The organism is Pseudomonas salmasensis (genome assembly GCF_014268375.2).
GTDB lineage: Bacteria > Pseudomonadota > Gammaproteobacteria > Pseudomonadales > Pseudomonadaceae > Aquipseudomonas > Aquipseudomonas salmasensis.
This window is the reverse complement of record NZ_CP077083.1, coordinates 2,452,454-2,476,051: the sequence shown is the minus strand read 5'-3', so window position 1 is coordinate 2,476,051 and position 23,598 is coordinate 2,452,454. Positions and strand designations below refer to the sequence as shown.

Below are 23,598 nucleotides of genomic sequence, written 5' to 3'. Positions count from 1 at the left end.
GGGAGCTGGCTTGCCTGCATTAGCCATAGGTATCTACACAACGCTGTCGCAATCAACGGTAACCACGATGCGAAGCGAGCCGCTCTTGATCTTGCTCTTGATCTGCTTGTGATCTTGATCTCAGGCGCCCCGTTAAACCACGCTGGCCGGAATTCGACAGGGATTTGGGGGGTAAACCGGCAGGGATGCCGGTTTAGCCGCCCCGCGCCATGGATGGCGCGTGGCGGCGGCCCCCCAAATCACTGGCGGATTACGGGCACACCGAGCCTAAGCGAGGTGCCGAGTGGTGGGGCAAGAGCGTTTTGCTTACTTTTGCGCTTTTCAAAAGTGAGCCGCCGTCAGGGCGGAACCCTAAGTAGCCGTTACCTAAATAACGGATATGTACCCGGTCCAACTGTGTTGACTGTTAGGCCGCCTTCGCAGGCAAGCCAGCTCCCACATTTGGACTGCGGCGCGTCAGCTACATCAGCGTCGGCTATCAGGCCGTCACAGGATCAGCGTCGTACCGAAGTTGTGTAGATACCGACGGCCATCCCAGGCAACCCAGCTCCCACACTGAATGGTGTCTACCGCGATTTTTATGGTCTTCAATCACCCCGCTGAATACTTCTTCAACAACCGCCAACCACAGGTCTAGGGTGACGCAACAATAAAAACAGCAGGATGCAGCAATGACCGCCATGACCCGCTGCCTGGACCGTCCTGGATGCATGCCACGGCTGTCCGCCCATCACCTGTTGCGTCCGCGCTTGTCCGGGCTGCTGCTCGCGGCGCAGGCGCGTGTGAAGTTGCTGTGCGCGCCCGTTGGCAGTGGCAAGAGTGCGCTGCTCGCCGAGTGTGCATTGCAGGCGCCGGCGGGTTGCCTGGTTTATTGGATGCCGCTCCATGGCGCAGCACTCAGCCCGTTGGAGTTGTGCACACGGCTGGCGCAGCACCTGGGCCTGGTGTTTGTCGATGAAGCCACTTTGCTGCTCGACCTCAGCCGCTGGCCGAGCCCCACGTGGCTGTTTCTGGATGATTTCTGCCGCCTGCCGGCCCCCGAGTTGGACGCGTTGCTTGATCGTCTGATCAGCGCCAGCAGTGCGCAACTGACGTGGTGGCTGGGTGCGCGGCGGCGCCCGGTGTGCAATTGGCCGCGCCTGTTGCTGGAGGATGAATTGCTGGAGTGCAGTGAGTTGTCTTTCAGCGCTGCGGAGGTCCAGGCACTGCTCGCCCCAGGGCAGAGCGTTGACAGCGTGATGCAGTTCAGCGGTGGTTGGTGTGCCGGTGTGCGCATCGCCGCGCTGGGCGATAACCACCCCGACAAGACCTTGCTGGATTACCTGCAACACGAACTCTTCAGCACCTTGTCCGCGCCACTGGCCGAAGCCTGGCGTGTACTGGCTCATTTGCCGCGCTTTAACCTGAGCCTGTGCGAGCACTTGTTCGGTCATGGCGACGGCGATCAGTACCTGCGCGAGCTACAGGCGCTGGGGACGTTTATCCAGCCCTGGGAAGGCACCAGCGACTGGCTGCAGGTGTTTGCTCCGTTGGCGCGACTGCTGCGCGACGAACCCTGGTCGGCCAAGCGTTCGTGGCACCGCCGCGCGTGCCAATGGTTCAGCGCCGAGCGCGACTGGCAAGCGGCCTTCGAGCAGGCGCTGCTGGCGCAGGAATATGAAGTGGCGGTGAGCCTGTTGCAGCATTTCAGTTTCGAGGATCTGTTTCGCCAGCAGAACGCCGTGCTGCTGTTGAGCCTGCATGAACAGCAGGGCGATGAATTGATGTTGGGGTCGGCGCAGTTGGTGGGGCTGCTCACGGCCGCGTTGTTGTTTGCCGGGCGCTTCGAACAGGCAGCCTTGTGCATCGACCAACTGGCCCGCTTTGCCCCGCAACCGACGGCCGCCGCGCAGCGCTATCTGCTGGCGCGCTGGCAGGCGCAATGGGGCTGGTTGCTGCATTTGAGCGGCAATGCCGAACGCTCTCGCGAGCACTTTCTCGAAGCCCTGCAAGCGTTGCCCGACAGCGCCTGGACATCGCGCTTGATGTGCCTGTCGGGCCTGACCCAGCAAGCCTTGCTGCGCGGTGAGTTGGAGGCCGCCCAACGCTTGAGCCGCGAAGCGCTGTGCCTGGCCCGAGCCCACGGCTCGCTGGTATTGGAGGCCCTGCTGGAGTTGGACCACGCCCAATTGCTGGAGCAGCGTGGCGCGCCGTACCGGGCGCAAAGCCTGTTGGAAACGATGCAAGCGATGTTGGCCGGGCAGCGGCTCACCGCCGGGCCCTTGGTGGGGCGTATTGTCTTGCGCCGCGGGCATCTGGCTTTGCGTCAGGGCCAGGACGGCCTGGCCGCCGAATGTTTCGAGGCTGGCTTGAGCATGTGCCTGCAAAGCCAGGACAAGCGCGTGTTGTATGGTTTTCTGGGCCTGGCGTTGTTGGCAGCCAATCGTGGCGACTACGCCCAGGCCTTCATTCAATTGCGCGACGCCGAGCGCCTGATGCAGCAGCGCCATGTGCCCGACACGGTGTACCGCGCGGTATTGCTGTTGGTCAGTGGGCACTTCTGGTTGCAGCAAGGCCGCGCCGAATTGACGGTGCAGGCCGTGCGCCGGGTGTTGCGTCACTTTCGCGGGCCGTGCGCCAAGCAGGCGCCGCCGGCCACCTTGGAACTGATCCCGCGCCTGGAATATTTGCTGGTGCTGGCCGAGGTCAAGCTGGGCTGTGCCGAGCAACCCATCGCGCGGCTCAATGCCTTGCTCGATACCTCACGGCAACGCGGCATGCTTTGCCTGGAAACCGAATTGCACCTGGTGCTCGGTGAAGTGACTTGGCAACTCGGCGACCCAGCGTTGGCGCGTCGAGCGCTGCAAGCCGGCTTGGCGCTGGCGGAGCGCTGCCAGGTGCAGCAGGCGGTCCGCGAGTTGCGTTTACGTGCGCCGGGGCTTTTAAGTGAATTGGGCCTGGAACCCCAGGCCGCGCCTGCCGGGGCGGCGCAAAACCCGCTGAGCCAGCGTGAGCTGGAGGTGCTGCAACTGATCGCGCTCGGCAACTCCAACCTGGAAATCGCCGATCGCCTGTATATCTCCCTGCACACCGTCAAGACGCACGCGCGGCGTATCCACAGCAAACTCGGGGTAGAGCGACGCACCCAGGCGGTGGCCAAGGCGAAGACGTTGGGCTTGATGGTTTAGCCGCAGAATGCCTGGCGGTATTGGCTCGGCGTGGCGCCCATGGCGTGGCGAAAGCGCTGGTTGAAATGGCTGGCGCTGGAAAAACCGCACAGCAAGGCCAGCTCACTGATCGGTAAAGTGCTGCTGCGCAGCAGGTTTTGCGCTCGCGCCAGACGCCGTGACAGCAAGTACTGATGGGGCGGCACACCGAAGCTTTGGCGGAACATCCGGGCGAAATGGTATTCGGACAGCGCGCACATGGCGGCCAACTGGCCGAGGCTGATGGCGTCTTCCATATGTTGGTCGATGTACTCCACCAGCCGCCGCCGTTGGTGCGCGGCCAACCCGCCTTTCAAGCGCAAGCCTTCGCGGGCGCCGACCTGGCTGAGCAAGGTATGGCTGAGCAGTTCATGGGCCAGGCTGCTGGTCAGCAGGCGCTCGCCGGGTTCGTACCAGTTGAGGCTGACCAACTGGTGAAAACGCCGGGCCTGGAAGGGGTCTTCGAGGAAGGTGCCCTCACGCAAGTGCAGCTCCCGTGGCTCACGGTCCAGCAGGGTGACGCAGCCGAGGGCAAATTGTTCCGGGCTGAAATACAGGTGGGCCAGGCGAATATCGCCATTGATCACCCAGGCTGACTGATGCTCGGCCGGCAGGATGCACAGTTTGTCGGGGCCGCCCTTGAGGCCCGGCTGATCGCGCCGAAAGGTGCCCGTGCCGCCGCCGATGTAGCAGGACAAAGTGTGATGGCTGGGGGCCTGGTAATCCTGGGCGTCATGGTGGTTGCTCCACACGGCCGCAGCCAAGCCGTCACCGAGCTCGGCGCAGGCTTGCAGGCGTGCGTGGGGCGAGCGGTTGAGGGCTTGGAAGACGTGCAGCGATTGCAGCTCTGGCATGGTGTGTTCTCCGACGCCTTGCATCCTACGCTCCACCGCTGGCGCTGTGAGCCCATCGCCCGACAAAAGCGCAAGAATGTGCAAGAACGTTATCCGGGGGGAGGACCACACTGTGGCTCAATCGACGGAGCCGGCTATGAATCTTTTCCTGTATCTACTCACGGTGCTCATCTGGGGCACCACCTGGATCGCGCTCAAGTGGCAGTTGGGCGTGGTGGCGATTCCGGTGTCGATTGTCTATCGCTTCGGCTTGGCCGCCCTGGTGCTGTTCGTGCTGTTGTTGCTCAGCCGCAAGTTGCAGGTGATGAACCGGCGCGGGCACCTGATCTGCCTGGCGCAGGGGTTGTGCCTGTTCTGCGTCAACTTCATGTGCTTTCTCACCGCCAGCCAATGGATTCCCAGTGGCCTGGTGGCGGTGGTGTTTTCCACGGCGACCTTGTGGAACGCGCTCAATGCCCGGGTGTTTTTCGGCCAGCGGGTGGCGCGCAACGTGCTGATGGGCGGGGCGCTTGGGTTGCTGGGGCTGGGCTTTTTGTTCTGGCCGGAACTGGTTGGGCATACCGCCAGCCCGCAAACGCTGCTGGGCCTGGGCTTGGCCCTGCTCGGCACCCTGTGCTTCTCGGCGGGCAACCTGTTATCGAGCCTGCAACAAAAGGCCGGGCTCAAGCCGCTGACCACCAATGCCTGGGGCATGGCCTATGGGGCGGCGATGTTGGCGACCTATTGCGCGGTGCGTGGTATTCCCTTCGAAATGGACTGGAGTACGCGGTATATCGGTGCGCTGTGGTACCTGGTGATCCCGGGCTCGGTGATTGGTTTTACCGCTTACCTCACCCTGGTGGGCCGCATGGGGCCGGAGAAGGCGGCGTATTGCACGGTGCTGTTTCCGGTGGTGGCGCTGAATGTGTCGGCAGTGGCCGAGGGTTACCAGTGGACAGTGCCGGCGTTGATGGGGCTGGTGCTGGTGATGCTGGGGAATGTGCTGGTGTTTCGTAAGCCCCGGGCCATCGTGCCGGACCTCAAGGCTAGCCGGGTCTGAATGAGGGAGCTGGCTTGCCTGCGATGGCCATAGGTATCTATACGACTTCGGTACGACGCTGATTCTGTGGCGAGGGAGCTTGCTCCCGTGACGGCCTGACAGCCGACACTGATGTACCTGACACACCACCATCCAAATGTGGGAGCTGGCTTGCCCGCGAAGACGGCCTAACAGTCAACACAGGTGGACCGGGTACATATCCGTTATTTAGGTAACGGCCACTTAGGGTTCCGCTCTGACAGCGGCTCACTTTTGAAAAGCGCAAAAGTAAGCAAATGTATGGTCAGCCCACCTCCTGCAACCACAGGCGATGAGCGGTAAAGCATGCTTGCGCTAATGTATCCGGGCTCATAGTTGGCAGTTTCACCGCTCGGCCCTTGATGAATAGTCGCTCCCGCCTGTCCTTGAAAAACGCTTCAGCTTCGAAAGCTGTTTTGCTTACCAGGTTTTCAAGCAGGATCTGAGCTGTTTATCGTCATCATCGTTGTCGTCGCAAAAGCCGGTAGTGTTTCGCTCAAGTCACCAACTGCGCGTTGTAGCTGCCTCCACGAGCTAAAACGGCCCATACGATTCTTGCCAATTTATTGGCTAAGGCGCAGGCAACCTTGTTTGGGTGCTTTCGTGCAAGGAGGTCTCTGCACCACCTTCCAAGAGCATCGTTGCGTTTGTCGATCCGCACCAACACTGCCCGCGAACCTTGGACCAGAAGCTTTCGAAGATACTTATCACCACGTTTGCTGATGTTCAAAAGGACGGTTTGGTCGCCTGTTGAGTATTGCCTCGGCACCAGTCCTAGCGAAGCGGCAAAGTCTCGAGCCGAATGAAAATTGGAAGCGTCCCCGATGTCGGCCAGCAGCGCGCTAGCGATGATCGGGCCGATGCCGGGGATGCTCATTAAGCGTGTTCCCGCATCATCAGCTGCCACTTGCTCTTTGATACTTCGGTCAATTGCCTTTATTTCCCCGGTGAGCCGTTTGATCTCTTCCAGCAGATATTCAATATCGCACTTCAGCTGTTGAGGCAGCTCTGCGGCAGGATCGTCCAGAATTTGGTGAATCTGATTCATCGCCGCTTTTGTCGCAGGCAACGCAATTCCAAACTCAAGCAAGAACCCATGAATGCGATTTATGGTTTGAGTTCGATGACCTACCAGCGCCTCTCGAAGGCGGTGCTGGGTCGAAAGCACTTGCTGCTCCACTGTCTTGATCGCGACGTAGCGCGTTCTGGGGCGGGACGCGGCTTCACAGATGGCAGCAGCATCGATGTAGTCGTTTTTATTGCCGGTAACGTAAGGTTTTACATGTTGCGGCGCGATCAACTTCACTTGATGCCCGAAAGATATAAGTTTTCTGGCAAGCCAGTGCGAACCGCCGCAAGACTCCATCACGATGGTGCAAGGCTTTAGTTTTGCAGCGAACTCAAGCAAGCGATTGCGATTGAATTTCTTGCGTAGTACTTCATGGCCTTTGCCGTTGTGCCCGATGAGATGAAAAGTGCTTTTTCCAATATCCAGGCCAAGCAGTTCCAAGGTGTCCATGAGAGGTCTCCTCAAGTAAGTGAGAACCCCGGTAAGTCTAGATTTACCGGGGTTCCCGTGCCGGGCTGACCATCTCATTAACGCTGTTGCCCCACCACTCGGCACCTCGCTTAGGCTCGGTGTGCCCGTAATCCGCCAGTGATTTGGGGGGCCGCCGCCACGCGCCATCCATGGCGCGGGGCGGCTAAACCGGCATCCCTGCCGGTTTACCCCCCAAATCCCTGTCGAATTCCGGCCAGCGTGGTTTAACGGGGCGCCTAAGATCAAGATCAAGAGCAGATCAAGAGCAGATCAAGAGCAGATCAAGAGCAGATCAAGAGCGGCTCGCTTCGCATCGTGGTTACCGTCTGCTGCTGCAGCCCCCACATTTGACTGAGGTGTTTGCTTTATTTGAGGCCCAGGCGCTTGGCCATGCGTCCCAGGTTGGCGCGGTCCAGGCCCAGTTCGCGGGCGGCGCTGGCCCAGTTGTGCTGATGGCGCTCCAGGCAGGCGCTGATGAGTTGGCGCTGGTAATGCTCGGTGGCCTGGCGCAGGTCGCCGCTGACCACCGGGAGGGCTTGGGTCGGTGCTTGTTCGGCCACCGCCGTACTCACGTCGGGCAAGTCCAGGTCCAGGGCGCTCAGGCTGAGAATCTTCGGGCGCTCGCGGCAGTTGCCCAGGGCTTTCAACGCGCTGCGTCCGATCAAGTGCTCCAGCTCGCGCACATTGCCCGGCCAGCTGTAGGCCAGCAGGGCCGCCTGGGCATCAGTGGTCAGGCGCAGGCTGCCCAGGCCCATGCGCGAACGGTTCTGTTCGAGGAAGAAGCCCGCCAACAGCAGCACATCACGCCCGCGCTCGCGCAGCGCTGGCACTTGCAGCGGGTAGACGCTCAAACGGTGGTAGAAGTCGGCACGGTAGCGGCCATTGCGCACCTCTTCGGCAAGGTCGCGGTTGGTGGCGGCAATCAGGCGCACGTCCACCTGGTGCTCCTTGTCCGACCCCAGGCGCTGCAACTGGCCGCTTTGCAGCACGCGCAGCAACTTGGCCTGCACGGTCAACGACAACTCACCCACTTCATCCAGAAACAAGGTGCCGCCATTGGCCAGTTCGAACTTGCCCCGGCGCTCGTTCAACGCGCCGGTAAAGGCGCCGCGCACATGCCCGAACAGTTCGCTTTCGACCAAGGTCTCGGGCAGGGCGGCGCAGTTGAGGCTGATCAGCGGTTTGTCGGCGCGCGAAGAGGCGGCGTGGATCGCCTGGGCCACCAACTCCTTGCCCACCCCGGTTTCGCCGGTAATCAGCACGGTCAGGTCGCTGCCGCCGACCAAGTTGATTTCCTCGACCAGGCGCTTGTGCGCTTTGCTCTGACCGATCATTTCCTTGTGCTGCTGGCCGCTGGCCTGGCGATAGATCTCGGCGCGCTGATGCGCGTCTTCGGCCCGTAGCGCCAGGCGCTCGATGCGTTCAGCCACGTTGACGGTGGCCGCGGCAAGGCTGGCGAAGGCTTGCAGGGCGTCCAGTTCGACCCGTTCAAAGCGCTCGGTATCGAGGGCGTCCAGGGTCAGCAGGCCCCAGGGCTGGTCGTCGATAAACAGCGGGCAGCCCATGCAGTCGTGGACTTCCAAGTGGCCGTGCAAACCGGCGACCAGGCCGTCATAGGGGTCGGGCAATTCGCTGTCACTGTCGAAGCGGGTAGGGCCAGGGCTGCTCAGCAGGATCTCGAAGCGCGGATGTTCGCTGACCTTGAAGCGTCGGCCCAAGGTATCGGCGCTCAATCCGTCCACCGCCAACGGCACCAACCACTCGCCATCCAGGCGTAACAACGCGGCGGCGTCGCAGGGCAGCAGGGCGCGCATGGCTTGCAGCAGGCGTCGGTAGCGCTCGCCTTCGGGCAAGTCCCGTGACAGGTCGGCGACCAGCGGCAGCAAGGTCGTGAGCAGGGGTTGTGCAGTCATAATGACTCCTTGTAGTCCTTATGACTATAAAGTGTAGGAGGTCATACTGACTACATAATATTTAAGTCATTGAAAATAAATGATTTATAAGTTGGCACGATTACTGACTGCCTTAAGGCAATCAGTAAGAAGACCCAGGAGTCTCCCATGCTTAGTGCCCAAGACCGTGCAATCATCAAATCCACTGTGCCCCTGCTGGAAAGCGGCGGCGAAGCGCTGATCACCCACTTTTATCGCATGATGCTGTCCGAGTATCCCGAGGTCCGCCCGCTGTTCAACCAGGCCCACCAGGCCAGTGGTGACCAGCCTCGCGCCCTGGCCAATGGCGTACTGATGTACGCGCGGCATATCGACCAGTTGGACCAACTGGGCGACCTGGTGGCCAAGATCATCAACAAGCACGTGGCCTTGCAGATCCTGCCGGAGCATTACCCTATCGTGGGGGCCTGCCTGCTGCGGGCTATTTCCGAAGTGCTCGGCAGCGAGATTGCCACCCCCGAGGTGATGAGTGCCTGGGGCGCGGCCTACGGCCAACTGGCGGACATTCTGATCGGCGCCGAAGCGGCCATCTACGACGAAAAAGCCCAGGCGCCTGGCGGCTGGCGGGGTGCGCGGGCGTTCCTGTTGGTCAAGCGTGTGGAGGAGAGCGACGAGATCATCTCCTTCTACTTCGCCCCGGTGGACAACGGCCCGATCCTGGCCGCAGCGCCCGGCCAGTACATCGGCCTGAAACTGGTGCTCGATGGCGAAGAAGTGCGTCGCAACTATTCCCTCTCGGCCCTCACCGACACCGGCCTGTACCGCATCAGCGTCAAGCGCGAAGCGGGTGGGCGGGTCTCCAATTACCTGCATGACCAGATGCACGTCGGCGCGACCATTGACCTGTTCCCGCCGTCGGGCGAGTTCACCCTGGCCGCCAGTGATAAACCGCTGGTGCTGATCAGCGGTGGGGTAGGCATTACGCCCACACTGCCGATGCTCGAAGCCGCCCTGGCAACCGAGCGTCCGGTGCACTTCATCCATTGCGCCCGTAATGGCGGGGTGCATGCGTTCCGTGACTGGGTGGACGCCCTGGCGGCCCAGCATCCGCAGCTCAAGCGTTTCTACTGCTACGCCGAGGATGACGGCATCAGCCCGGCGGCGGACAACGTCGGGATGCTCAACCAGGAGCAACTGGCGGCCTGGTTGCCTGAGCAGCGCGACATTGATGCCTATTTCCTGGGGCCCAAGGGCTTCATGGCGGCGGTCAAGCGCCATCTCAAGGCGCTGGGTGTGCCGCAGGAGCAGGCGCGGTATGAGTTCTTTGGGCCGGCGGCGGCGCTGGAATAATTCCCCCTAGCAACAACACTGTCCAAAATGTGGGAGCGGGCAAGCCCTAATCCCAGCCAGTTAAGGCTTTTTTGTAGGAGCGAGCTTGCTCGCGAAGAACTCACAGGCACCGTGTTCATTCAGCAAGCACGCGTTATCGTTGACGTTTTTCGCGAGCAAGCTCGCTCCTACAGAAGGCGGTGACAAGCCCGCTCCCACATTTGGCCCTCTATTGCTCCCGATTAATCCGCAGTTAACCCCTCTCTGTTTTAACCACTGCCTGTGTGTAAACTTGTTGCCATCAGGCACAACCAGAGAAAGGGAAAGACGGGAATGATTGACGACATGCGTTTAGGCAGGGAGCGGCGCTTTCTGGTGTTGCTGGGCATCATCTGCCTGGCGCTGATTGGCGGGGCGCTGTACATGCAGGTGGTGCTGGGCGAAGCACCGTGCCCGCTGTGCATTCTGCAACGCTACGCCTTGCTGCTGATTGCGCTCTTCGCGTTCATCGGTGCCGCCATGCGCACCAAGGGCGCGCTGACGTTTTTTGAAGGGTTGGTGGTGCTCAGCGCCTTGGGTGGCGTGGCTGCGGCCGGCCATCACGTGTACACCCAATTCTTCCCCCAGGTCAGCTGCGGCATCGATGTGTTGCAGCCGATCGTCGATGACCTGCCCCTGGCCAAAGTGTTTCCCCTGGGCTTCCAGGTCGACGGCTTCTGCAGCACCCCCTACCCGCCGATCCTCGGCCTGTCCCTGGCCCAATGGGCACTGGTGGCATTCGTGTTGACGGCGATCCTGGTGCCCCTGTGCATCTATCGTAACCGTCACCCCAAAGCCTGAGTCGCCGCGGCTGCCAAACGCTCCGTTCCTTCTGAATGAAGGCCGGAGCGTTTTTGTTTGTAGGGATTTGTGAAAGCACCGTGACGAGGGGCAACGGAAGGTGCGCGCAGCGTGCGACATGTTGTCACACGGACGCTGTCGCAGGACCTTTCTGACCCACCAAATCAGCCCTTAAATTTGCACCCGGCGCACAAATTGTGCTGTCAGTTCGTGGTGCGCACCGTGGCCCGATTCGTGTGCGGCCCGAACGCCTGCAGCCTCTATGAATGCCTTGTTTTATGGGGACTTGGACGGCATGCGCATGCCCTTACAAGCCGTAAGGGAAGTGGCACTGTGCCCAATAACACGGCAATTTTTGTGGTTTTTGTTGAGAATCGAACACGATAAGATCGCGAATCTTTGCAACTTTGGTGAAGGATTGTTGCTGGAATCGATAAAAATTATTTCTTTATAAGACATGGTTTATACATCGCTAGCTAACTACAATCGCCCGCACTGAATGTCCGGTGCTGTTCAATATTTGAGCATTGGAGCGGTCGAGGAGCAGATGGAAGGCTCAATGCGACCCCAGGTTCCGGCAGCCTTTCAACTATCCGCACCAAATGGAATTGGTCTGTAACAAGGCCTTTAGCCACGAAATCGAATAAGAACTCACTGCAGGTCCGTGAAACGTACAGTCATGACGTGTCGGGCAGGCTCTTATTCAATCGAAGAGAAATGCCAACCCTTGGCAGGGTGAAGTGTTGGCGATCAAAACCCAACTGCATTGCGCAAGCTGCTTTAGAGGTCGTGAGATGAGTAAAAACAGGTACCCCCGATTACTAGGCTTTTTGCCGCTGCTTGGCATGATGTTAATGCTGGGAGGCTGCAAGTGGACCTTGATGGACCCAAAAGGACAGATCGGTCTGGATCAACGAAACCTGATCATCACTGCCACCCTGCTGATGCTGCTGGTTGTGGTGCCTGTGATCGTGATGACCTTCGCCTTCGCCTGGAAATACCGTGCGTCGAACACCAGCGCGACCTACGCGCCGAAGTGGTCGCACTCCACCAAGATCGAAATCGCGGTGTGGCTGGTCCCGATCCTCATCATCATCGCCCTGGGTTACATCACCTATAAGTCGACCCACGAGCTGGACCCGTACCGTCCGCTGGAGTCCGACGTCAAGCCTGTGAACATCCAAGTGGTCGCGCTCGATTGGAAGTGGCTGTTCATCTACCCGGACCTGGGTATCGCCACCGTCAACGAGATCCGCTTCCCGGAGAACACCCCGCTTAACTTCCGGATCACCTCCGACGCCGTGATGAACTCGTTCTTCATCCCTGCACTGGGCGGCCAGATCTACGCGATGGCAGGCATGCAGACCCGCCTGCACCTGATCGCCAACGAAAAAGCTGAAATGGAAGGCATCTCCGCCAACTACAGCGGCGCTGGCTTCACCGGCATGAAATTCAAAGCGATCTCGACAAGCCCGGAAGATTTCAACGCCTGGGTAGCTGCAGTCAAGGCCGCACCTAAACAGCTTGATCAAGCTGAATACGACGCTCTGACCAAACCGAGCCAGAACAACCCTGTCGCCTTGTACTCCGCGTATGAGCCGGACCTGTTTCAGAAAATCGTCGACAAGTACGAAGGTATGAAGCCAGGCAAGCCGGTCAAGCACGAGAAGAAAGAAGTGGCCGTGGTTGAAGGTTCTGATACGGGCGCGCATTCAACTGCTGGGGCAGAGGAGTAAACGATGTTTGGTAAATTAAGCTGGGACGCGGTCCCATTCCACGAGCCGATCGTAATGGTGACTATCGCCATGATCGCGCTGGGTGGTTTGGCGCTGGTTGCGGGTATCACCTATTTCAAGAAGTGGTCCTACCTGTGGACCGAGTGGTTGACCTCGGTTGACCACAAGAAAATCGGCGTCATGTACGTCATCGTTGCCATGGTCATGCTGCTGCGTGGTTTTGCCGACGCCATCATGATGCGTACCCAGTTGGCCATGGCCACCGAGGGTTCGCCTGGCTACCTGCCACCTGAACACTATGACCAGATCTTCACCGCCCACGGTGTGATCATGATCATCTTCATGGCGATGCCTTTCTTCACCGGCTTGATGAACCTTGCCTTGCCGCTGCAGATTGGTGCGCGTGACGTTGCCTACCCGTTCCTGAACTCCCTGAGCTTCTGGCTGCTGGTGTCCGGCGTGGTGCTGATCAACGTTTCCCTGGGCGTCGGCGAATTCGCCAAGACCGGTTGGGTTGCGTATCCGCCATTGTCGGGGCTGCAATACAGTCCGGGCGTGGGTGTGGACTACTACATCTGGGCGCTACAGTTATCAGGGCTCGGGACGACATTGACGGGGGTCAACTTCCTGGCCACCGTCCTGAAAATGCGCGCCCCTGGCATGAAACTGATGGACATGCCGATCTTCACCTGGACCTGCACCTGGGCAAACGTGCTGATCGTGGCTTCGTTCCCGATCCTGGCCGCTACCATGGCGCTGCTGTCGCTTGACCGTTACCTGGATTTCCACATTTTCACCAATGAACTTGGTGGCAATCCAATGATGTACGTGAACCTGTTCTGGGCATGGGGTCACCCTGAGGTGTACATCCTGATCCTGCCAGCGTTCGGTATCTTCTCTGAAGTGATCTCGACCTTTACCGGCAAGCGCCTGTTCGGTCACCACTCGATGGTCTACGCCTCTGGCGCGATCTCCGTACTGGGCTTCATGGTGTGGCTGCACCACTTCTTCACCATGGGTTCGGGGGCCAGCGTCAACGCCTTCTTCGGCCTGGCGACGATGCTGATTTCCATCCCGACGGGGGTGAAGCTATTCAACTGGCTGTTCACCATCTACCACGGTCGTCTGCGCATGACCAGCCAGGTCCTGTGGACCCTGGGCTTCATGGTGACTTTCGCCATCGGCGGCATGACCGGCGTACTGCTGGCCATCCCGGGTGCTGACTTCGTGCTGCACAACAGCCTGTTCGTGATTGCCCACTTCCACAACGTGATCATCGGTGGTGCGGTATTCGGCTACATCGCTGGTTTCAGCTTCTACTTCCCGAAAGCGTTCGGCTTCAAGCTGCACGAAGGTTGGGGCAAGGCTGCGTTCTGGTTCTGGATCTCGGGCTTCTTCGTCGCGTTCATGCCGCTCTATGCACTGGGCTTCATGGGCATGACCCGTCGTCTGAACGCCACCACCAACCCTGAGTGGGTACCGTACCTGTACGTTGCCATGTTCGGTGCCGTGATGATCGCTGTGGGTATCGCCTGCCAGCTGATCCAGCTGTACGTCAGCGTGCGTGATCGCAAGAAGAACATGTGCGAATCCGGCGACCCATGGAACGGCCACACCCTGGAATGGTCGACCTCGTCGCCACCACCGTTCTACAACTTCGCCGTGATCCCTACTGCGAACACCATTGATGCGTTCACCGAAGCCAAGGAAGACGGTACCGCGTACCAGAAGCCTAAGCACTACGAACCGATCCACATGCCAAACAACACCGCCACTGGCGTGGTGATGGGTGCGCTGTTGACCGTGTTCGGTTTCGCGATGATCTGGCACATCTGGTGGCTGGCAATCGCGAGCCTGGTGGGCACTATCGGTTACTTCATCATTCACGCTGCCCGTGATGATCAAGGCTACATGGTGCCGGTCGAAACGATCGAACGCATCGAAGCCGAGCAGCACGCTCGCCTGGTAGCCGAGAAGAAGATCCCGGCCAACCGTGTAGAAACCTCGTTGGAACAGGCTTAAACCATGTCGAACTTAGTGACCAATGCTGGACACGCCCATGTCGATGACCATGGGCACGATGACCACCACCACGACTCGGGGCCAATAACCGTCTACGGTTTCTGGCTCTACCTGATGACCGACTGCATCTTGTTTGCGTCGATCTTCGCGGTGTACGCGGTACTGGTAAACAACGTAGCGGGTGGCCCATCGGGCCACGACATCTTCGAACTGCCTTACGTGCTCGGCGAAACCGCCTTGCTGTTGTTCAGTTCGATCACCTACGGCTTCGCCATGTTGGCCTTCTACAAGGGCAACAAGAAGGGCGTGCTGACCTGGCTGGGCCTGACCTTCCTGTTCGGCCTGGGCTTCATCGGCATGGAGATCAACGAGTTCCACCTGCTGATCTCCGAAGGCTACGGCCCGCACCGTTCCGGTTTCCTGTCGGCGTTCTTCACGCTGGTCGGCACCCACGGTCTGCACGTAACCGCAGGTTTGCTGTGGATGGCGGTGATGATCTATCAGGTCAATAAGCACGGCCTGACCAACACCAACAAGACCCGCCTGAGCTGCCTGAGCCTGTTCTGGCACTTCCTGGACGTGGTCTGGATCTGCGTATTCACCGTCGTTTACTTGATGGGGACTCTGTAATGGCTAATGCACACTCCCATGACAGCCACGATTCAAGCCATGGCAGCGTAAAGTCTTACGCCATCGGCTTCATCCTGTCGGTCATCCTGACCCTGATCCCGTTCGGCCTGGTGATGTACCCAACCTTGCCGAAGTCGATCACCTTGATGATCGTCCTGGCGTTCGCGGTGATTCAGGTTCTGGTTCACCTGGTGTACTTCCTGCACCTGGACCGCTCCAAAGAGCAGCGCGAGAACGTGATCGCGTTTGTGTTCGCAGGCCTGGTGATCGTTCTGCTGGTTGGTCTGTCGCTGTGGATCATGTTCAGCATCCACACCTACATGATGGCGAAGTGAGGTAAGACCCGATGTCGCTTAAGCACTTTATCCAAATCACCAAACCGGGGATCATTTTCGGTAACGTGCTTTCTGTGGCGGGCGGTTTCTTCCTGGCCTCCAAGGGACATGTCGATCTGGCCATCTTCCTGGCGGCAATGATCGGTACGTCCCTGGTGGTTGCTTCCGGTTGCGTATTCAACAACTGCATCGACCGTGACATCGACATCAAGATGGAGCGCACCAAGAATCGCGTGCTGGTCCAGGGCCTTATCTCCCTGAAGCTGGCACTGATCTTTGCGACCGTCCTGGGTGTTGCCGGTGTGGCCCTGTTGTACAAGGTGGCCAACCCGTTGGCGGCGCTGTTTGCCGTGATCGGGTTTGTCATCTACGTCGGCCTCTACAGCCTGTACCTCAAGCGCAAGTCGGTTCACGGCACGCTGGTGGGCAGTCTGTCGGGGGCGATGCCGCCGGTGATTGGTTATGTGGCTGTGACCAATAGCTTCGACATGGCCGCGCTGGTGCTGCTGGTGATGTTCAGCCTGTGGCAGATGCCGCATTCCTACGCCATCGCGATTTTCCGCTTCAATGACTACCTGGCTGCGTCGATTCCGGTATTGCCGGTCAAGCGTGGCATCCAGGTGGCCAAGAAACACATCCTGCTCTACATCCTGGCCTTCCTCGTGGCGACCTTGATGTTAACCTTCAGTGGCTACGCCGGCATGAGCTACCTCGCCGTCGCCGCCGCCATGGGCATGTACTGGTTGTACATGGCCTGGACCGGCTACAAGGCGGTGGACGACACCGTCTGGGCGCGCAAGCTGTTCGTGTTCTCGATCTTCACCATCACCGCGCTCAGCGTGATGATGTCCCTGGATTTCCAAGTGCCGAAAGAGCTGTTGCTGACCTACGCTCACTGAGTGGTCTTGCAGTAAAAAAGCCCCGCCTTCGAAAGTCGCGCGGGGTTTTTTATTGAGCGCTGCGTTATCGTTGACGTTTTTCGCGAGCGAGCTCGCTCCTACACCCTAATTCTTCGAATGCAGGAAGCAATGCAATGAGTAAAAAAGCCGTGATGGTCTTCAGTGGCGGGCAGGATTCGACCACCTGCCTGATCCAGGCCCTGCCGCTGTATGACGAAGTGCACTGCATTACCTTTGATTACGGCCAGCGCCATGTGGCAGAAATCGAAGTGGCCCAGAAGTTGGCCAAGCAGTTGGGCGCCACCGTGCACAAAGTAATGGATGTGTCCCTGCTCAATGAGCTGGCGATCAGCAGCCTGACCCGCGACAACATCCCGGTGCCGACCGTGAATAGCTCGGGCGAAAGCCTGCCGAGCACCTTTGTACCGGGGCGCAACATCCTGTTCCTGACCCTGGCTGCGATCTACGCCTATCAAGTGAAGGCCGAAACTGTCATCACCGGCGTGTGCGAAACCGACTTCTCAGGCTACCCCGATTGCCGGGATGAATTTGTCAAAGCACTGAACCAGGCCCTCAAGTTGGGCATGGAATACGACGTGCGCCTGGACACGCCGTTGATGTGGCTGAACAAGGCCGAGACCTGGGCCCTGGCCGATTACCACGGGCAACTGGAGCTGGTGCGCGAGCAGACGCTGACCTGCTACAACGGCATCATCGGTACCGGCTGCGGCGAGTGTGATGCGTGCAACCTGCGGGCTCGGGGCTTGAATGACTACCTGCAGAACAAGACACCTGTCATGCAGAGCCTCAAGCACAAGTTACAACTCAAATAACCCATGTAGGAGCGAGCTTGCTCGCGAAGAACGTCAACGATAACGCAGCGCATCGGGTTGAACGCGGTGCTCTCGGGTTCTTCGCGAGCAAGCTCGCTCCTACAGGATTATTGATAGCGTTTGAACAATGAGCGTGCGCCATAGGCGGGCAGGATGTTGAAGAACGCAAAGCCGACTTTGATCGCGATTTGCACGTAAATCATGCTGAGGATATCGCTGGTCTGCATCGCCCCGTAGAAGGCAATAAAGCAGAACAGGAAGCTGTCGATAATCACCGCGAAGAACGTACTGAGGAATATCCGCAGGTACAGGTACCTGGAGTTGGTCAGCTCCTTGATCTTGCACAGCAGGTAGGAGTTTATGTTCTCCGACACCAGGAAAGACACCGAAGAGGCCACGAGCACCGACGACACTTGCAGGATCACGTCGGTATAAGGCCCATCCAGCTTCCAGCCCGGCAGCCCCGGCAAGAACGTGGAGCCATACAGCAGGATGATGATCATCGCGTTGCTGGCAAACGCAAACAGAATGGCCCGCCTGGCCAGGCGCAAGCCGAAATTCTCGTTGAGCAAGTCCACGATCAAAAAGGTCAGCGGGTACAGGAACGTGCCCGGTGTGACGATGATGCCCAACGACTCCAGGTAAATCGGCTTGGTCGCGGCAATGCTGGTGAAGATATAGAAGGTGAACAGCAGCAAGTTCAGGATGATGTAGATCATCCAGGAGTTTTCATTGCGGTCGTTTATATCGTAGGCGGTCAGTGTTCCGCCTTGGGAATAGAACTTCTTGTACAGGTTCTTGATTTCCATCTTGTTGAAGTTGTCCATCATTTCGCTGCTGAGCACTTCACTGAGCTTGATCTTGAGGACCTTGCCTGTGGCGATCACCATGATCACTGCCAGTCGCTTGTCGTTTTCAAAGCCCAGCAACTTGTATTTGCTGTTTTCCACGGCGCCTTCAGACGAGGTCATTGAAGCGCTCCTCAAGGATGTCGCCGATGACACACAAACGTTCTGAGTTCCCACAGGGCTCGAGGGTGATGAACAGCTTCTTGGTGGCGCGGTCGTACACCAGTTTTTCTTTATCGTCGCTCGACGAGCCTTTCTGTACGATCAGTAAGTCCCCCGGTTCGTTGAGGCCGGGAATCCCGTGCTCCAGGCGCACGCCGATCAGGTTGCAGGCGCTGCCAAAGTAGTAGGTCAGCGGATGAAGCGTGGCCAGTTCACCGATGCGCTTGCCCAGGTTCTGCATGAGCAGGCTTTCCTTGAGCACAGGCACTGCCGCCGGGTTCTTGTTGCCTAGTGGGGAAACGTTGCTTTCGATGACTTCCTTGGCCTCAAAACTGATGGTCTCGATTTCTTCGTAGGATACGCCGAAGAAGTCCGAGATCTTGCGGATCGTCGACTGCTGTACGTTAACGACCTTGCCTTCCAGGATGTTGTAGATAGTCGTCCTGGTGAGGCCGGCGGCACTGCTTAACGAAAGCTGGGTTTCGCCACGACTCTTGATCAAGTACTTGATGTTGCTCTTCAAGTGCTCGGTTTTTTCCCGTCTGTGTATCAAGTGCTCACCACTTCCATTTAGTCATCAGTCCATGCCGGCACAACCCGATGTTGCGGGTTTGGCGGCAGTGAAAGTGTTGCATGCGCCCGCTATAACAATAAAGTACTGAGTGCAGGGATACGCCTTGGTGGTAAATCCGGCAACGGCTTTCTCGTCATACTCTTCTGAACGGCCAGCGCGAATCCCTCGCGCCGCTACAAGGAGTAGTCACTATGGTGCGTGTCAGTCGTCGATCCCTTCTCGCCTTGGGCGCGGCCCTGCCTGTGATGGGGCAGCTCAATTGGGCCCTCGCCAGCCCAGCGCCGACGAAATCTGACAAGGTGCTGCTCAATTACAACGAAAGCCCTTACGGCCCTTCAGACGCGGCTCGCCAGGCGATGCAGCGCGCGATTGCAGCCTCCGGGCGTTACCCTTACCCGGACATGTATGCATTGGCCGCGCTGTTTGCCCAGCAACAGGGCATCGCCGAAGAAAACGTCGGGGTATTTGCCGGCTCGATGGCCGCCCTGCGTTACGCGGTGCTGGCGTTCGCCAGCCAGACTCGCGGCTTGGTGATGGCCACGCCGTCCTACGAAGTACCGCGCCAGGCGGCCGAATCGATCAAGGCGCCGGTGCAAGAAGTGAACCTCGATGCCCAGCATGCCCACGATGTGCCCGCCATGCTCGCGGCGGACCCACAGGCCGGCATGCTGTACCTGTGCAACCCCAACAACCCGACCGGTACGCTCACCTCGACCGAGGCCATCCGCCAAGCCCTGTTGAATAAACCCAAGGGCAGCGTGCTGGTCGTGGACGAGGCTTATATCGACTTCTGTGACGCCCCCAGTTGCGTGAGCTGGGTCAACGACCATGACGACCTGCTGGTGCTGCGCACGTTCTCCAAGATCTACGGCATGGCCGGTGCGCGCCTGGGCCTGGCGATCGGCCACCCGGCGCTGCTGGAGCGGTTGGCGGTGTTCGGCGGCGACAACGTCCCGGCCGGCGCCAGCTTGCTGGCCGCCCGTGCCAGCCTGGAAGATGCGCAACTGGTGGGCCAGCGCAAAGCGCTCAATGCCAGGTTGCGCGATGAGACGATCGCCTGGCTCAAGGGCCGGGGCTTTACCTGTACGGTTTCCCACAGCAACTGCTTCATGATCGACGTGAAGCGCCCGGCAGAGCAGGTGATTGAGCAGTTGGCGGCACAGAATGTGCTGGTTGGGCGGGTGTGGAAGAGTTGGCCGCATTGGGTACGGGTGACGGTGGGCAACCCGCAGGAGATGCAGCGCTTTCGCGAGGTATTCGCGGCGCAGGTCTAGCCCCTGTGTTTGTCATCCGCTGCCTGGACAGGTAAGCCAGGCATGCTTCATGCTCGACCGGGTCGAATGCTCAAGGAAGACACCCGTGCGAACCAATGGCCAACCCGATAAGAAATCGCCCATGCTGCCCGAGGATATGCGCCGCTTGCTCGATACCGAGCTGAGCCGCCGTGGCCTGGGGCACTACGAGGTCTACCAGTGTGGGCCGCCGATGGACCAAGCGCAGATTGTGTCCAATTACCCCGAGGCCATGGAGCCTTCCGACACGGCCGACGATTTCTACCGGCGTGGCCAGCTGGTTTCATTGACCCGCACCCGGATCAAACCGTTTTTCTGGAGTGATGAACACCTGCTGGCCGTGGCCGATGAGGCGGTGCCGGTGCCGGGCCCCTATAAACCCGTTGGCGAGGGCGCCAGTTTTATCGTGCATGGCAATCGCGGCTTCTATTCGGTGCTCAATCTGTGCAGCTTCGGCGAAGACCAGCAGTTTCGCGAGACCGTGCTGGCCCATCAAAGTGAGCTGCAGATGCTGTTGGTGTCGATGTACGACGAGGCCCTGGAAGATCACCCCGCGCCGGTCGCGCAACAGACGGTGCTGACCCCACGGGAAACCGAAGTATTGTCTTGGGTCAGCCTGGGCAAGACCTACAACGAAGTAGCGCTCCTGACCTCGATGACCTCCCATACGGTCAAGTTTCATATGAAGAATATCTTCGGCAAATTGCAGGTCACCAATGGCAAGTCAGCAATCGGCAAGGCCCTGCAATTGGGCTATATCCGCCACCCGGCCTGAGGCTGCAATCAGCACCTACCTGTCCTAATGGGTAGCTTGTTGGCTGCACAGTGCTGCATTAGGTTGCCCAGCTATGGAGTTTGGCGCCGGACACACCGGCGCCGCCATTGCCAAAGGACATCCGGATGAGCCGCTCTGTAGCTTTGCTCCACACCTGTGCCAGCGTGTTGCGCTGATGGGCACTTTTCACGCCTTGCGCGGCCTTAATGCGCGGTTGCAAGCACTGTTCATGATCACGCTGGTGTTCCGCATGGGCACCCTGGCGTTTCCTTTTTACGCGGCGTACCTGATTCATCAACACGCGATATCGGCGGGCACGGCCGGCCTGTTGGTCGGGGTGTATGGCGCGGGCGCCCTGTGTACCGACCTGATCATCGGCGCCGTGATCAAGCGGTTTTCGGCCAACCGGGTCATCCTCGCTTCGTTGTTGTTCAACGCGGTGTTGCTGCTGGTCATACCCTCGGTGGAAAACCTGCTCGCGCTGTTCCTGTTGTCATTTCTCTGGGGCGCTTGTTACGAAGCCTTCACACCGGCCGCGTTCTCCGAGACGGTGGCTCACAGCAGCCTGGAGTCGCGCAAGGTGGCGTTTTCCTGCAACCGGCTAGCGATCAACATCGGCATGGCCATCGGGCCGTTGCTGGGTAGCTTGATCTTTCTGCGCAATGCCGATGCGGTGTTCTACATCAATGCCGTGTTGTCCTTGCTGGCCTTCGCCGCCTGCCTGCGGTTCGGTCGGTTTCGACCAGCCACTCAAGACGCGCCCATCGCCGGCAAGGGCGAGGGCTTGCCCGAGGTGGTGGCTCATGAGCGTTCGCGACTGCTGGTGATCCTGTTGGCGGCGCTGCCGGTGCACGTGGCTTACGCATTGCCGCCGACTTTTCTGTCGGCGTACATCATCAACTACACCCAATTGCCGGCCTATTACGTGGGCATCATCTTCTTTATCAATGCGTTGCTAGTGATTGTGTTTGAAGTGCCGATCAACCTGCGCATGGCGCACTTGTCGAGCAGCCGCTCGCTGATCATCGGCTTCTTGCTGGCAGGCAGTGGTTTCTTCTTGATGGGCTTTGGTCAGGTTGGCGCGCTGTTGATGCTTGCTACGGTGTTGTGGAGCCTGGGCGAGATGATTGTGTTCCCCGCGATCACCCACTACGTCAGCAGCATTTCCAGCCGCGACAGCGTGGGCCGCAACCTTGGCTACTACTCGGCGGGCGTCAACATCGGCGTGATGATCGCGCCATCGCTGGCGTTCATGTTGCTGGCCCGGCCAACCTTGCCATCACCGTGGCTGCTGACAGGCTGCGTGTTGGTGCTGTTCGCAATTGCCGTAGGGATGATGAAAAGCTCGGCGGTGTTGTGGAACAAAGAGGCGTAGACGGCAACCGGCGCTGCGCCTTGCGCGCGCGCCGGGTTGCGTTAGCCACTTACTGGGCGGCGATGGCGTAGCCGTCAAACGCGCTTTGCTGTTGCAGCGCGGTCACGATGCTCTTGCGCGTGACCGGTTGTTCGGCGCCGCTGTTGTCGATGAAGGTTTCGCTCGCAAGCTCCGCCTCGCTGCCTTCGCCCACAAAGGTGAAGCCGAGGAATTCCAACGCCTCGCGGTCCACATTGAGCTTGGAACGCGGGGTGCGCAGCGGCAGGGTGACGCTGATGCCATCCTTGCTGATCACAAACACTTCGGTGTCTTTCTTGGCGCGTGCTGCCTTGCCCTTGCCGGCGCTCGGGTTGCTGATGGCCTGGTGCGACTGGTTAAGCACCTTGAGGGCCAGGCCGTAGACCAGTTCCTGAAACTCTGGGTCGTCCTTGAAGCTGGACAGGATGCGGCTGATCGAGAACTGGCTGCTCAGGTGTTCCAGGGCGGCGTTGTCTGCGGCTTCGGCGTCTTTCAATTGCTTGAGCTGGCCCATCAGCTCATAGGCTTTGTCATCGTCAAAGGCATCATGGGCCTGGCGGATGGCAACACGCAATTCGCGGATCTGGTCGCTTTCCTTGGAGGTGTGAAACGCATCCAGCACCATCTCGCTGATGATCTTGGCGGCTGGCACATGCTGTGAAAGGTTGATGGCGTTTTCGTATTCGGCTTTGGCGTGCAGGGCGACTACGGAGTCTTCGGCGGATTTTTCGGTGTAGGAATCAGACATTAAAATTTCACTGCGTAGTAAGCGGAGAGACAAAAAAACGTCGGGCATTTTCAGCGGGTGGGGGGATCAGGTCAAGGCTGGCTCGGGCGTCAGAACAATTTCAGTAGTGGTAGCGGCACATCAATATTTGTACTTCATCATCTTCGATGCCATAAACCAAACGATGCTCCGCGGTGATTCGCCGAGACCAGAAACCACTCAGATTATGTTTGAGAGGTTCAGGCTTTCCCACGCCGTCGAACGGGTCTCTCTGTATGGCCTTGATCAAGAGGTTGATGCGCTTGAGCCCGGCTTTGTCGTTCTGTTGAAACCAGAGGTAGTCGTCCCAGCCTTCAGGGGTAAAAAGTATTTTCATTCTTCAATCAACCGCCTTGGCTTGGCTTTGCCTGCTCGTAAACTGTTGACTGAGTTAATGAGACGTTCGGCATTTTTAGGCGAGCGCAGCAAGTAAGCCGTCTCTTCCAAAGCATTGAACTCTGATAACGAGATCATCACCACCGGCTCGCCTTTTTGTCGAGTCAGTAACAGTGGGACGTGATCATCGTTGACCCGGTCCATCGTTTCGGACAGATGGGCTCGGGCGTTGGTGTAGTTGATAGTTTCCATGGGGACTCCTTGTTGGATGGGTTTAACGTACAGAAATACGTACATATC

At 59.0% G+C, this 23,598-nt stretch carries 21 protein-coding genes; 13 read left to right on the top strand and 8 right to left on the bottom strand.

Annotation, left to right across the window (positions count from 1 at the left end; all coding sequences use genetic code 11):
* The first annotated feature begins 671 nt into the window (after nt 1-671).
* Nucleotides 672-3,167 (top strand): LuxR C-terminal-related transcriptional regulator, encoded by a 2,496-nt coding sequence (locus HU731_RS10895; RefSeq protein WP_186609611.1) that lies wholly within the window; start codon nt 672-674, stop codon nt 3,165-3,167.
* Here HU731_RS10895 and HU731_RS10890 read toward each other — a convergent pair.
* Nucleotides 3,164-4,039: a helix-turn-helix domain-containing protein gene (locus tag HU731_RS10890; protein WP_186609614.1), complete on the bottom strand. Its 876-nt coding sequence runs from the start codon at nt 4,037-4,039 to the stop codon at nt 3,164-3,166. The genes HU731_RS10895 and HU731_RS10890 overlap by 4 nt on opposite strands.
* Before the next feature lie 136 nt (nt 4,040-4,175).
* Between HU731_RS10890 and HU731_RS10885 the strand changes: the two genes are divergently transcribed.
* Nucleotides 4,176-5,078: a DMT family transporter gene (locus HU731_RS10885; RefSeq protein WP_186609612.1), complete on the top strand. Its 903-nt coding sequence runs from the start codon at nt 4,176-4,178 to the stop codon at nt 5,076-5,078.
* 514 nt (nt 5,079-5,592) lie between these two features.
* On the opposite strand, the gene HU731_RS10880 is transcribed toward HU731_RS10885, so the two are convergent.
* Both HU731_RS10880 and norR read right to left on the bottom strand, forming a co-directional pair.
* Nucleotides 5,593-6,615: an IS110 family RNA-guided transposase gene (locus HU731_RS10880; protein ID WP_186609620.1), complete on the bottom strand. Its 1,023-nt coding sequence runs from the start codon at nt 6,613-6,615 to the stop codon at nt 5,593-5,595.
* A gap of 386 nt (nt 6,616-7,001) precedes the next feature.
* On the bottom strand, nt 7,002-8,549 hold the full coding sequence (gene norR, locus HU731_RS10875; protein WP_186607808.1) for a nitric oxide reductase transcriptional regulator NorR: 1,548 nt from the start codon (nt 8,547-8,549) through the stop codon (nt 7,002-7,004).
* Between the two features lie 147 nt (nt 8,550-8,696).
* Between norR and hmpA the strand changes: the two genes are divergently transcribed.
* The 8 genes from hmpA (at nt 8,697) to queC (ending at nt 17,152) form a co-directional block, all read left to right on the top strand.
* Nucleotides 8,697-9,878, top strand: a complete 1,182-nt coding sequence (gene hmpA / locus HU731_RS10870; protein ID WP_186607809.1) for an NO-inducible flavohemoprotein — start codon at nt 8,697-8,699, stop codon at nt 9,876-9,878.
* 312 nt (nt 9,879-10,190) lie between these two features.
* Nucleotides 10,191-10,697: a disulfide bond formation protein B gene (locus HU731_RS10865; protein WP_003194055.1), complete on the top strand. Its 507-nt coding sequence runs from the start codon at nt 10,191-10,193 to the stop codon at nt 10,695-10,697.
* 794 nt (nt 10,698-11,491) lie between these two features.
* Nucleotides 11,492-12,433 carry a ubiquinol oxidase subunit II gene (gene cyoA / locus HU731_RS10860; protein ID WP_186607868.1) on the top strand — a complete coding sequence of 314 codons (942 nt, stop codon included), beginning with the start codon at nt 11,492-11,494 and terminating at the stop codon, nt 12,431-12,433.
* A 3-nt stretch (nt 12,434-12,436) separates the two neighbouring features.
* The gene (cyoB, locus tag HU731_RS10855) at nt 12,437-14,455 is read left to right on the top strand and encodes a cytochrome o ubiquinol oxidase subunit I (RefSeq protein ID WP_005791254.1); all 2,019 of its coding nucleotides are present in this window, start codon (nt 12,437-12,439) and stop codon (nt 14,453-14,455) included.
* A gap of 3 nt (nt 14,456-14,458) precedes the next feature.
* A complete protein-coding gene (locus HU731_RS10850; protein ID WP_034133624.1) occupies nt 14,459-15,085 on the top strand; it encodes a cytochrome o ubiquinol oxidase subunit III in 627 nt (208 codons plus the stop codon).
* The gene (cyoD, locus tag HU731_RS10845; RefSeq protein WP_003194051.1) at nt 15,085-15,420 is read left to right on the top strand and encodes a cytochrome o ubiquinol oxidase subunit IV; all 336 of its coding nucleotides are present in this window, start codon (nt 15,085-15,087) and stop codon (nt 15,418-15,420) included. The genes HU731_RS10850 and cyoD overlap by 1 nt, the downstream gene beginning before the upstream one ends.
* An 11-nt stretch (nt 15,421-15,431) precedes the next feature.
* On the top strand, nt 15,432-16,319 hold the full coding sequence (cyoE, locus tag HU731_RS10840; protein ID WP_019817484.1) for a heme o synthase: 888 nt from the start codon (nt 15,432-15,434) through the stop codon (nt 16,317-16,319).
* Between the two features lie 134 nt (nt 16,320-16,453).
* Entirely contained in the window at nt 16,454-17,152 is a 699-nt protein-coding gene (gene queC / locus HU731_RS10835) for a 7-cyano-7-deazaguanine synthase QueC (protein WP_044268318.1), read from the top strand.
* 107 nt (nt 17,153-17,259) lie between these two features.
* Here queC and HU731_RS10830 read toward each other — a convergent pair whose 3' ends face one another.
* Together HU731_RS10830 and HU731_RS10825 are read right to left on the bottom strand one after the other, a co-directional pair.
* On the bottom strand, nt 17,260-18,123 hold the full coding sequence (locus tag HU731_RS10830) for a queuosine precursor transporter (RefSeq protein ID WP_186607810.1): 864 nt from the start codon (nt 18,121-18,123) through the stop codon (nt 17,260-17,262).
* A complete protein-coding gene (locus HU731_RS10825) occupies nt 18,110-18,715 on the bottom strand; it encodes a helix-turn-helix transcriptional regulator (protein WP_186607811.1) in 606 nt (201 codons plus the stop codon). The genes HU731_RS10830 and HU731_RS10825 overlap by 14 nt, the downstream gene beginning before the upstream one ends.
* Before the next feature lie 212 nt (nt 18,716-18,927).
* Here HU731_RS10825 and ptaA point away from each other — a divergent pair, with 212 nt between their 5' ends.
* From ptaA to HU731_RS10810, 3 genes are all read left to right on the top strand, one after another.
* Nucleotides 18,928-20,010: a pyoverdine biosynthesis transaminase PtaA gene (ptaA, locus tag HU731_RS10820; RefSeq protein WP_186607812.1), complete on the top strand. Its 1,083-nt coding sequence runs from the start codon at nt 18,928-18,930 to the stop codon at nt 20,008-20,010.
* A gap of 121 nt (nt 20,011-20,131) precedes the next feature.
* Nucleotides 20,132-20,803, top strand: coding sequence for a helix-turn-helix transcriptional regulator (locus HU731_RS10815; protein WP_189661204.1), 672 nt, complete (start codon nt 20,132-20,134; stop codon nt 20,801-20,803).
* A 73-nt stretch (nt 20,804-20,876) separates the two neighbouring features.
* A complete protein-coding gene (locus tag HU731_RS10810; RefSeq protein ID WP_225931651.1) occupies nt 20,877-22,178 on the top strand; it encodes an MFS transporter in 1,302 nt (433 codons plus the stop codon).
* A gap of 49 nt (nt 22,179-22,227) precedes the next feature.
* Here HU731_RS10810 and HU731_RS10805 read toward each other — a convergent pair whose 3' ends face one another.
* From HU731_RS10805 to HU731_RS10795, 3 genes are all read right to left on the bottom strand, one after another.
* Nucleotides 22,228-22,944 (bottom strand): hypothetical protein, encoded by a 717-nt coding sequence (locus tag HU731_RS10805; RefSeq protein ID WP_186607814.1) that lies wholly within the window; start codon nt 22,942-22,944, stop codon nt 22,228-22,230.
* Between the two features lie 100 nt (nt 22,945-23,044).
* Nucleotides 23,045-23,299 (bottom strand): Txe/YoeB family addiction module toxin, encoded by a 255-nt coding sequence (locus HU731_RS10800; RefSeq protein ID WP_135309690.1) that lies wholly within the window; start codon nt 23,297-23,299, stop codon nt 23,045-23,047.
* Nucleotides 23,296-23,550, bottom strand: coding sequence for a type II toxin-antitoxin system Phd/YefM family antitoxin (locus tag HU731_RS10795; RefSeq protein WP_003194039.1), 255 nt, complete (start codon nt 23,548-23,550; stop codon nt 23,296-23,298). Before HU731_RS10795 ends, HU731_RS10800 begins: the two co-directional genes overlap by 4 nt.
* Between the last annotated feature and the right edge of the window lie 48 nt (nt 23,551-23,598).

Excerpts from the sequence above, each read along its gene's own strand:
- HU731_RS10895 (WP_186609611.1), top strand. The coding sequence starts at position 672 with ATGACCGCCATGACCCGCTGCCTGGACCGTCCTGGATGCATGCCACGG.
- HU731_RS10890 (WP_186609614.1), bottom strand. The coding sequence starts at position 4,039 with ATGCCAGAGCTGCAATCGCTGCACGTCTTCCAAGCCCTCAACCGCTCG.
- HU731_RS10885 (WP_186609612.1), top strand. The coding sequence starts at position 4,176 with ATGAATCTTTTCCTGTATCTACTCACGGTGCTCATCTGGGGCACCACC.
- HU731_RS10880 (WP_186609620.1), bottom strand. The coding sequence starts at position 6,615 with ATGGACACCTTGGAACTGCTTGGCCTGGATATTGGAAAAAGCACTTTT.
- norR (WP_186607808.1), bottom strand. The coding sequence starts at position 8,549 with ATGACTGCACAACCCCTGCTCACGACCTTGCTGCCGCTGGTCGCCGAC.
- hmpA (WP_186607809.1), top strand. The coding sequence starts at position 8,697 with ATGCTTAGTGCCCAAGACCGTGCAATCATCAAATCCACTGTGCCCCTG.
- HU731_RS10865 (WP_003194055.1), top strand. The coding sequence starts at position 10,191 with ATGATTGACGACATGCGTTTAGGCAGGGAGCGGCGCTTTCTGGTGTTG.
- cyoA (WP_186607868.1), top strand. The coding sequence starts at position 11,492 with ATGAGTAAAAACAGGTACCCCCGATTACTAGGCTTTTTGCCGCTGCTT.
- cyoB (WP_005791254.1), top strand. The coding sequence starts at position 12,437 with ATGTTTGGTAAATTAAGCTGGGACGCGGTCCCATTCCACGAGCCGATC.
- HU731_RS10850 (WP_034133624.1), top strand. The coding sequence starts at position 14,459 with ATGTCGAACTTAGTGACCAATGCTGGACACGCCCATGTCGATGACCAT.
- cyoD (WP_003194051.1), top strand. The coding sequence starts at position 15,085 with ATGGCTAATGCACACTCCCATGACAGCCACGATTCAAGCCATGGCAGC.
- cyoE (WP_019817484.1), top strand. The coding sequence starts at position 15,432 with ATGTCGCTTAAGCACTTTATCCAAATCACCAAACCGGGGATCATTTTC.
- queC (WP_044268318.1), top strand. The coding sequence starts at position 16,454 with ATGAGTAAAAAAGCCGTGATGGTCTTCAGTGGCGGGCAGGATTCGACC.
- HU731_RS10830 (WP_186607810.1), bottom strand. The coding sequence starts at position 18,123 with ATGACCTCGTCTGAAGGCGCCGTGGAAAACAGCAAATACAAGTTGCTG.
- ptaA (WP_186607812.1), top strand. The coding sequence starts at position 18,928 with ATGGTGCGTGTCAGTCGTCGATCCCTTCTCGCCTTGGGCGCGGCCCTG.
- HU731_RS10815 (WP_189661204.1), top strand. The coding sequence starts at position 20,132 with ATGCTGCCCGAGGATATGCGCCGCTTGCTCGATACCGAGCTGAGCCGC.
- HU731_RS10810 (WP_225931651.1), top strand. The coding sequence starts at position 20,877 with ATGGAGTTTGGCGCCGGACACACCGGCGCCGCCATTGCCAAAGGACAT.
- HU731_RS10805 (WP_186607814.1), bottom strand. The coding sequence starts at position 22,944 with ATGTCTGATTCCTACACCGAAAAATCCGCCGAAGACTCCGTAGTCGCC.
- HU731_RS10800 (WP_135309690.1), bottom strand. The coding sequence starts at position 23,299 with ATGAAAATACTTTTTACCCCTGAAGGCTGGGACGACTACCTCTGGTTT.
- HU731_RS10795 (WP_003194039.1), bottom strand. The coding sequence starts at position 23,550 with ATGGAAACTATCAACTACACCAACGCCCGAGCCCATCTGTCCGAAACG.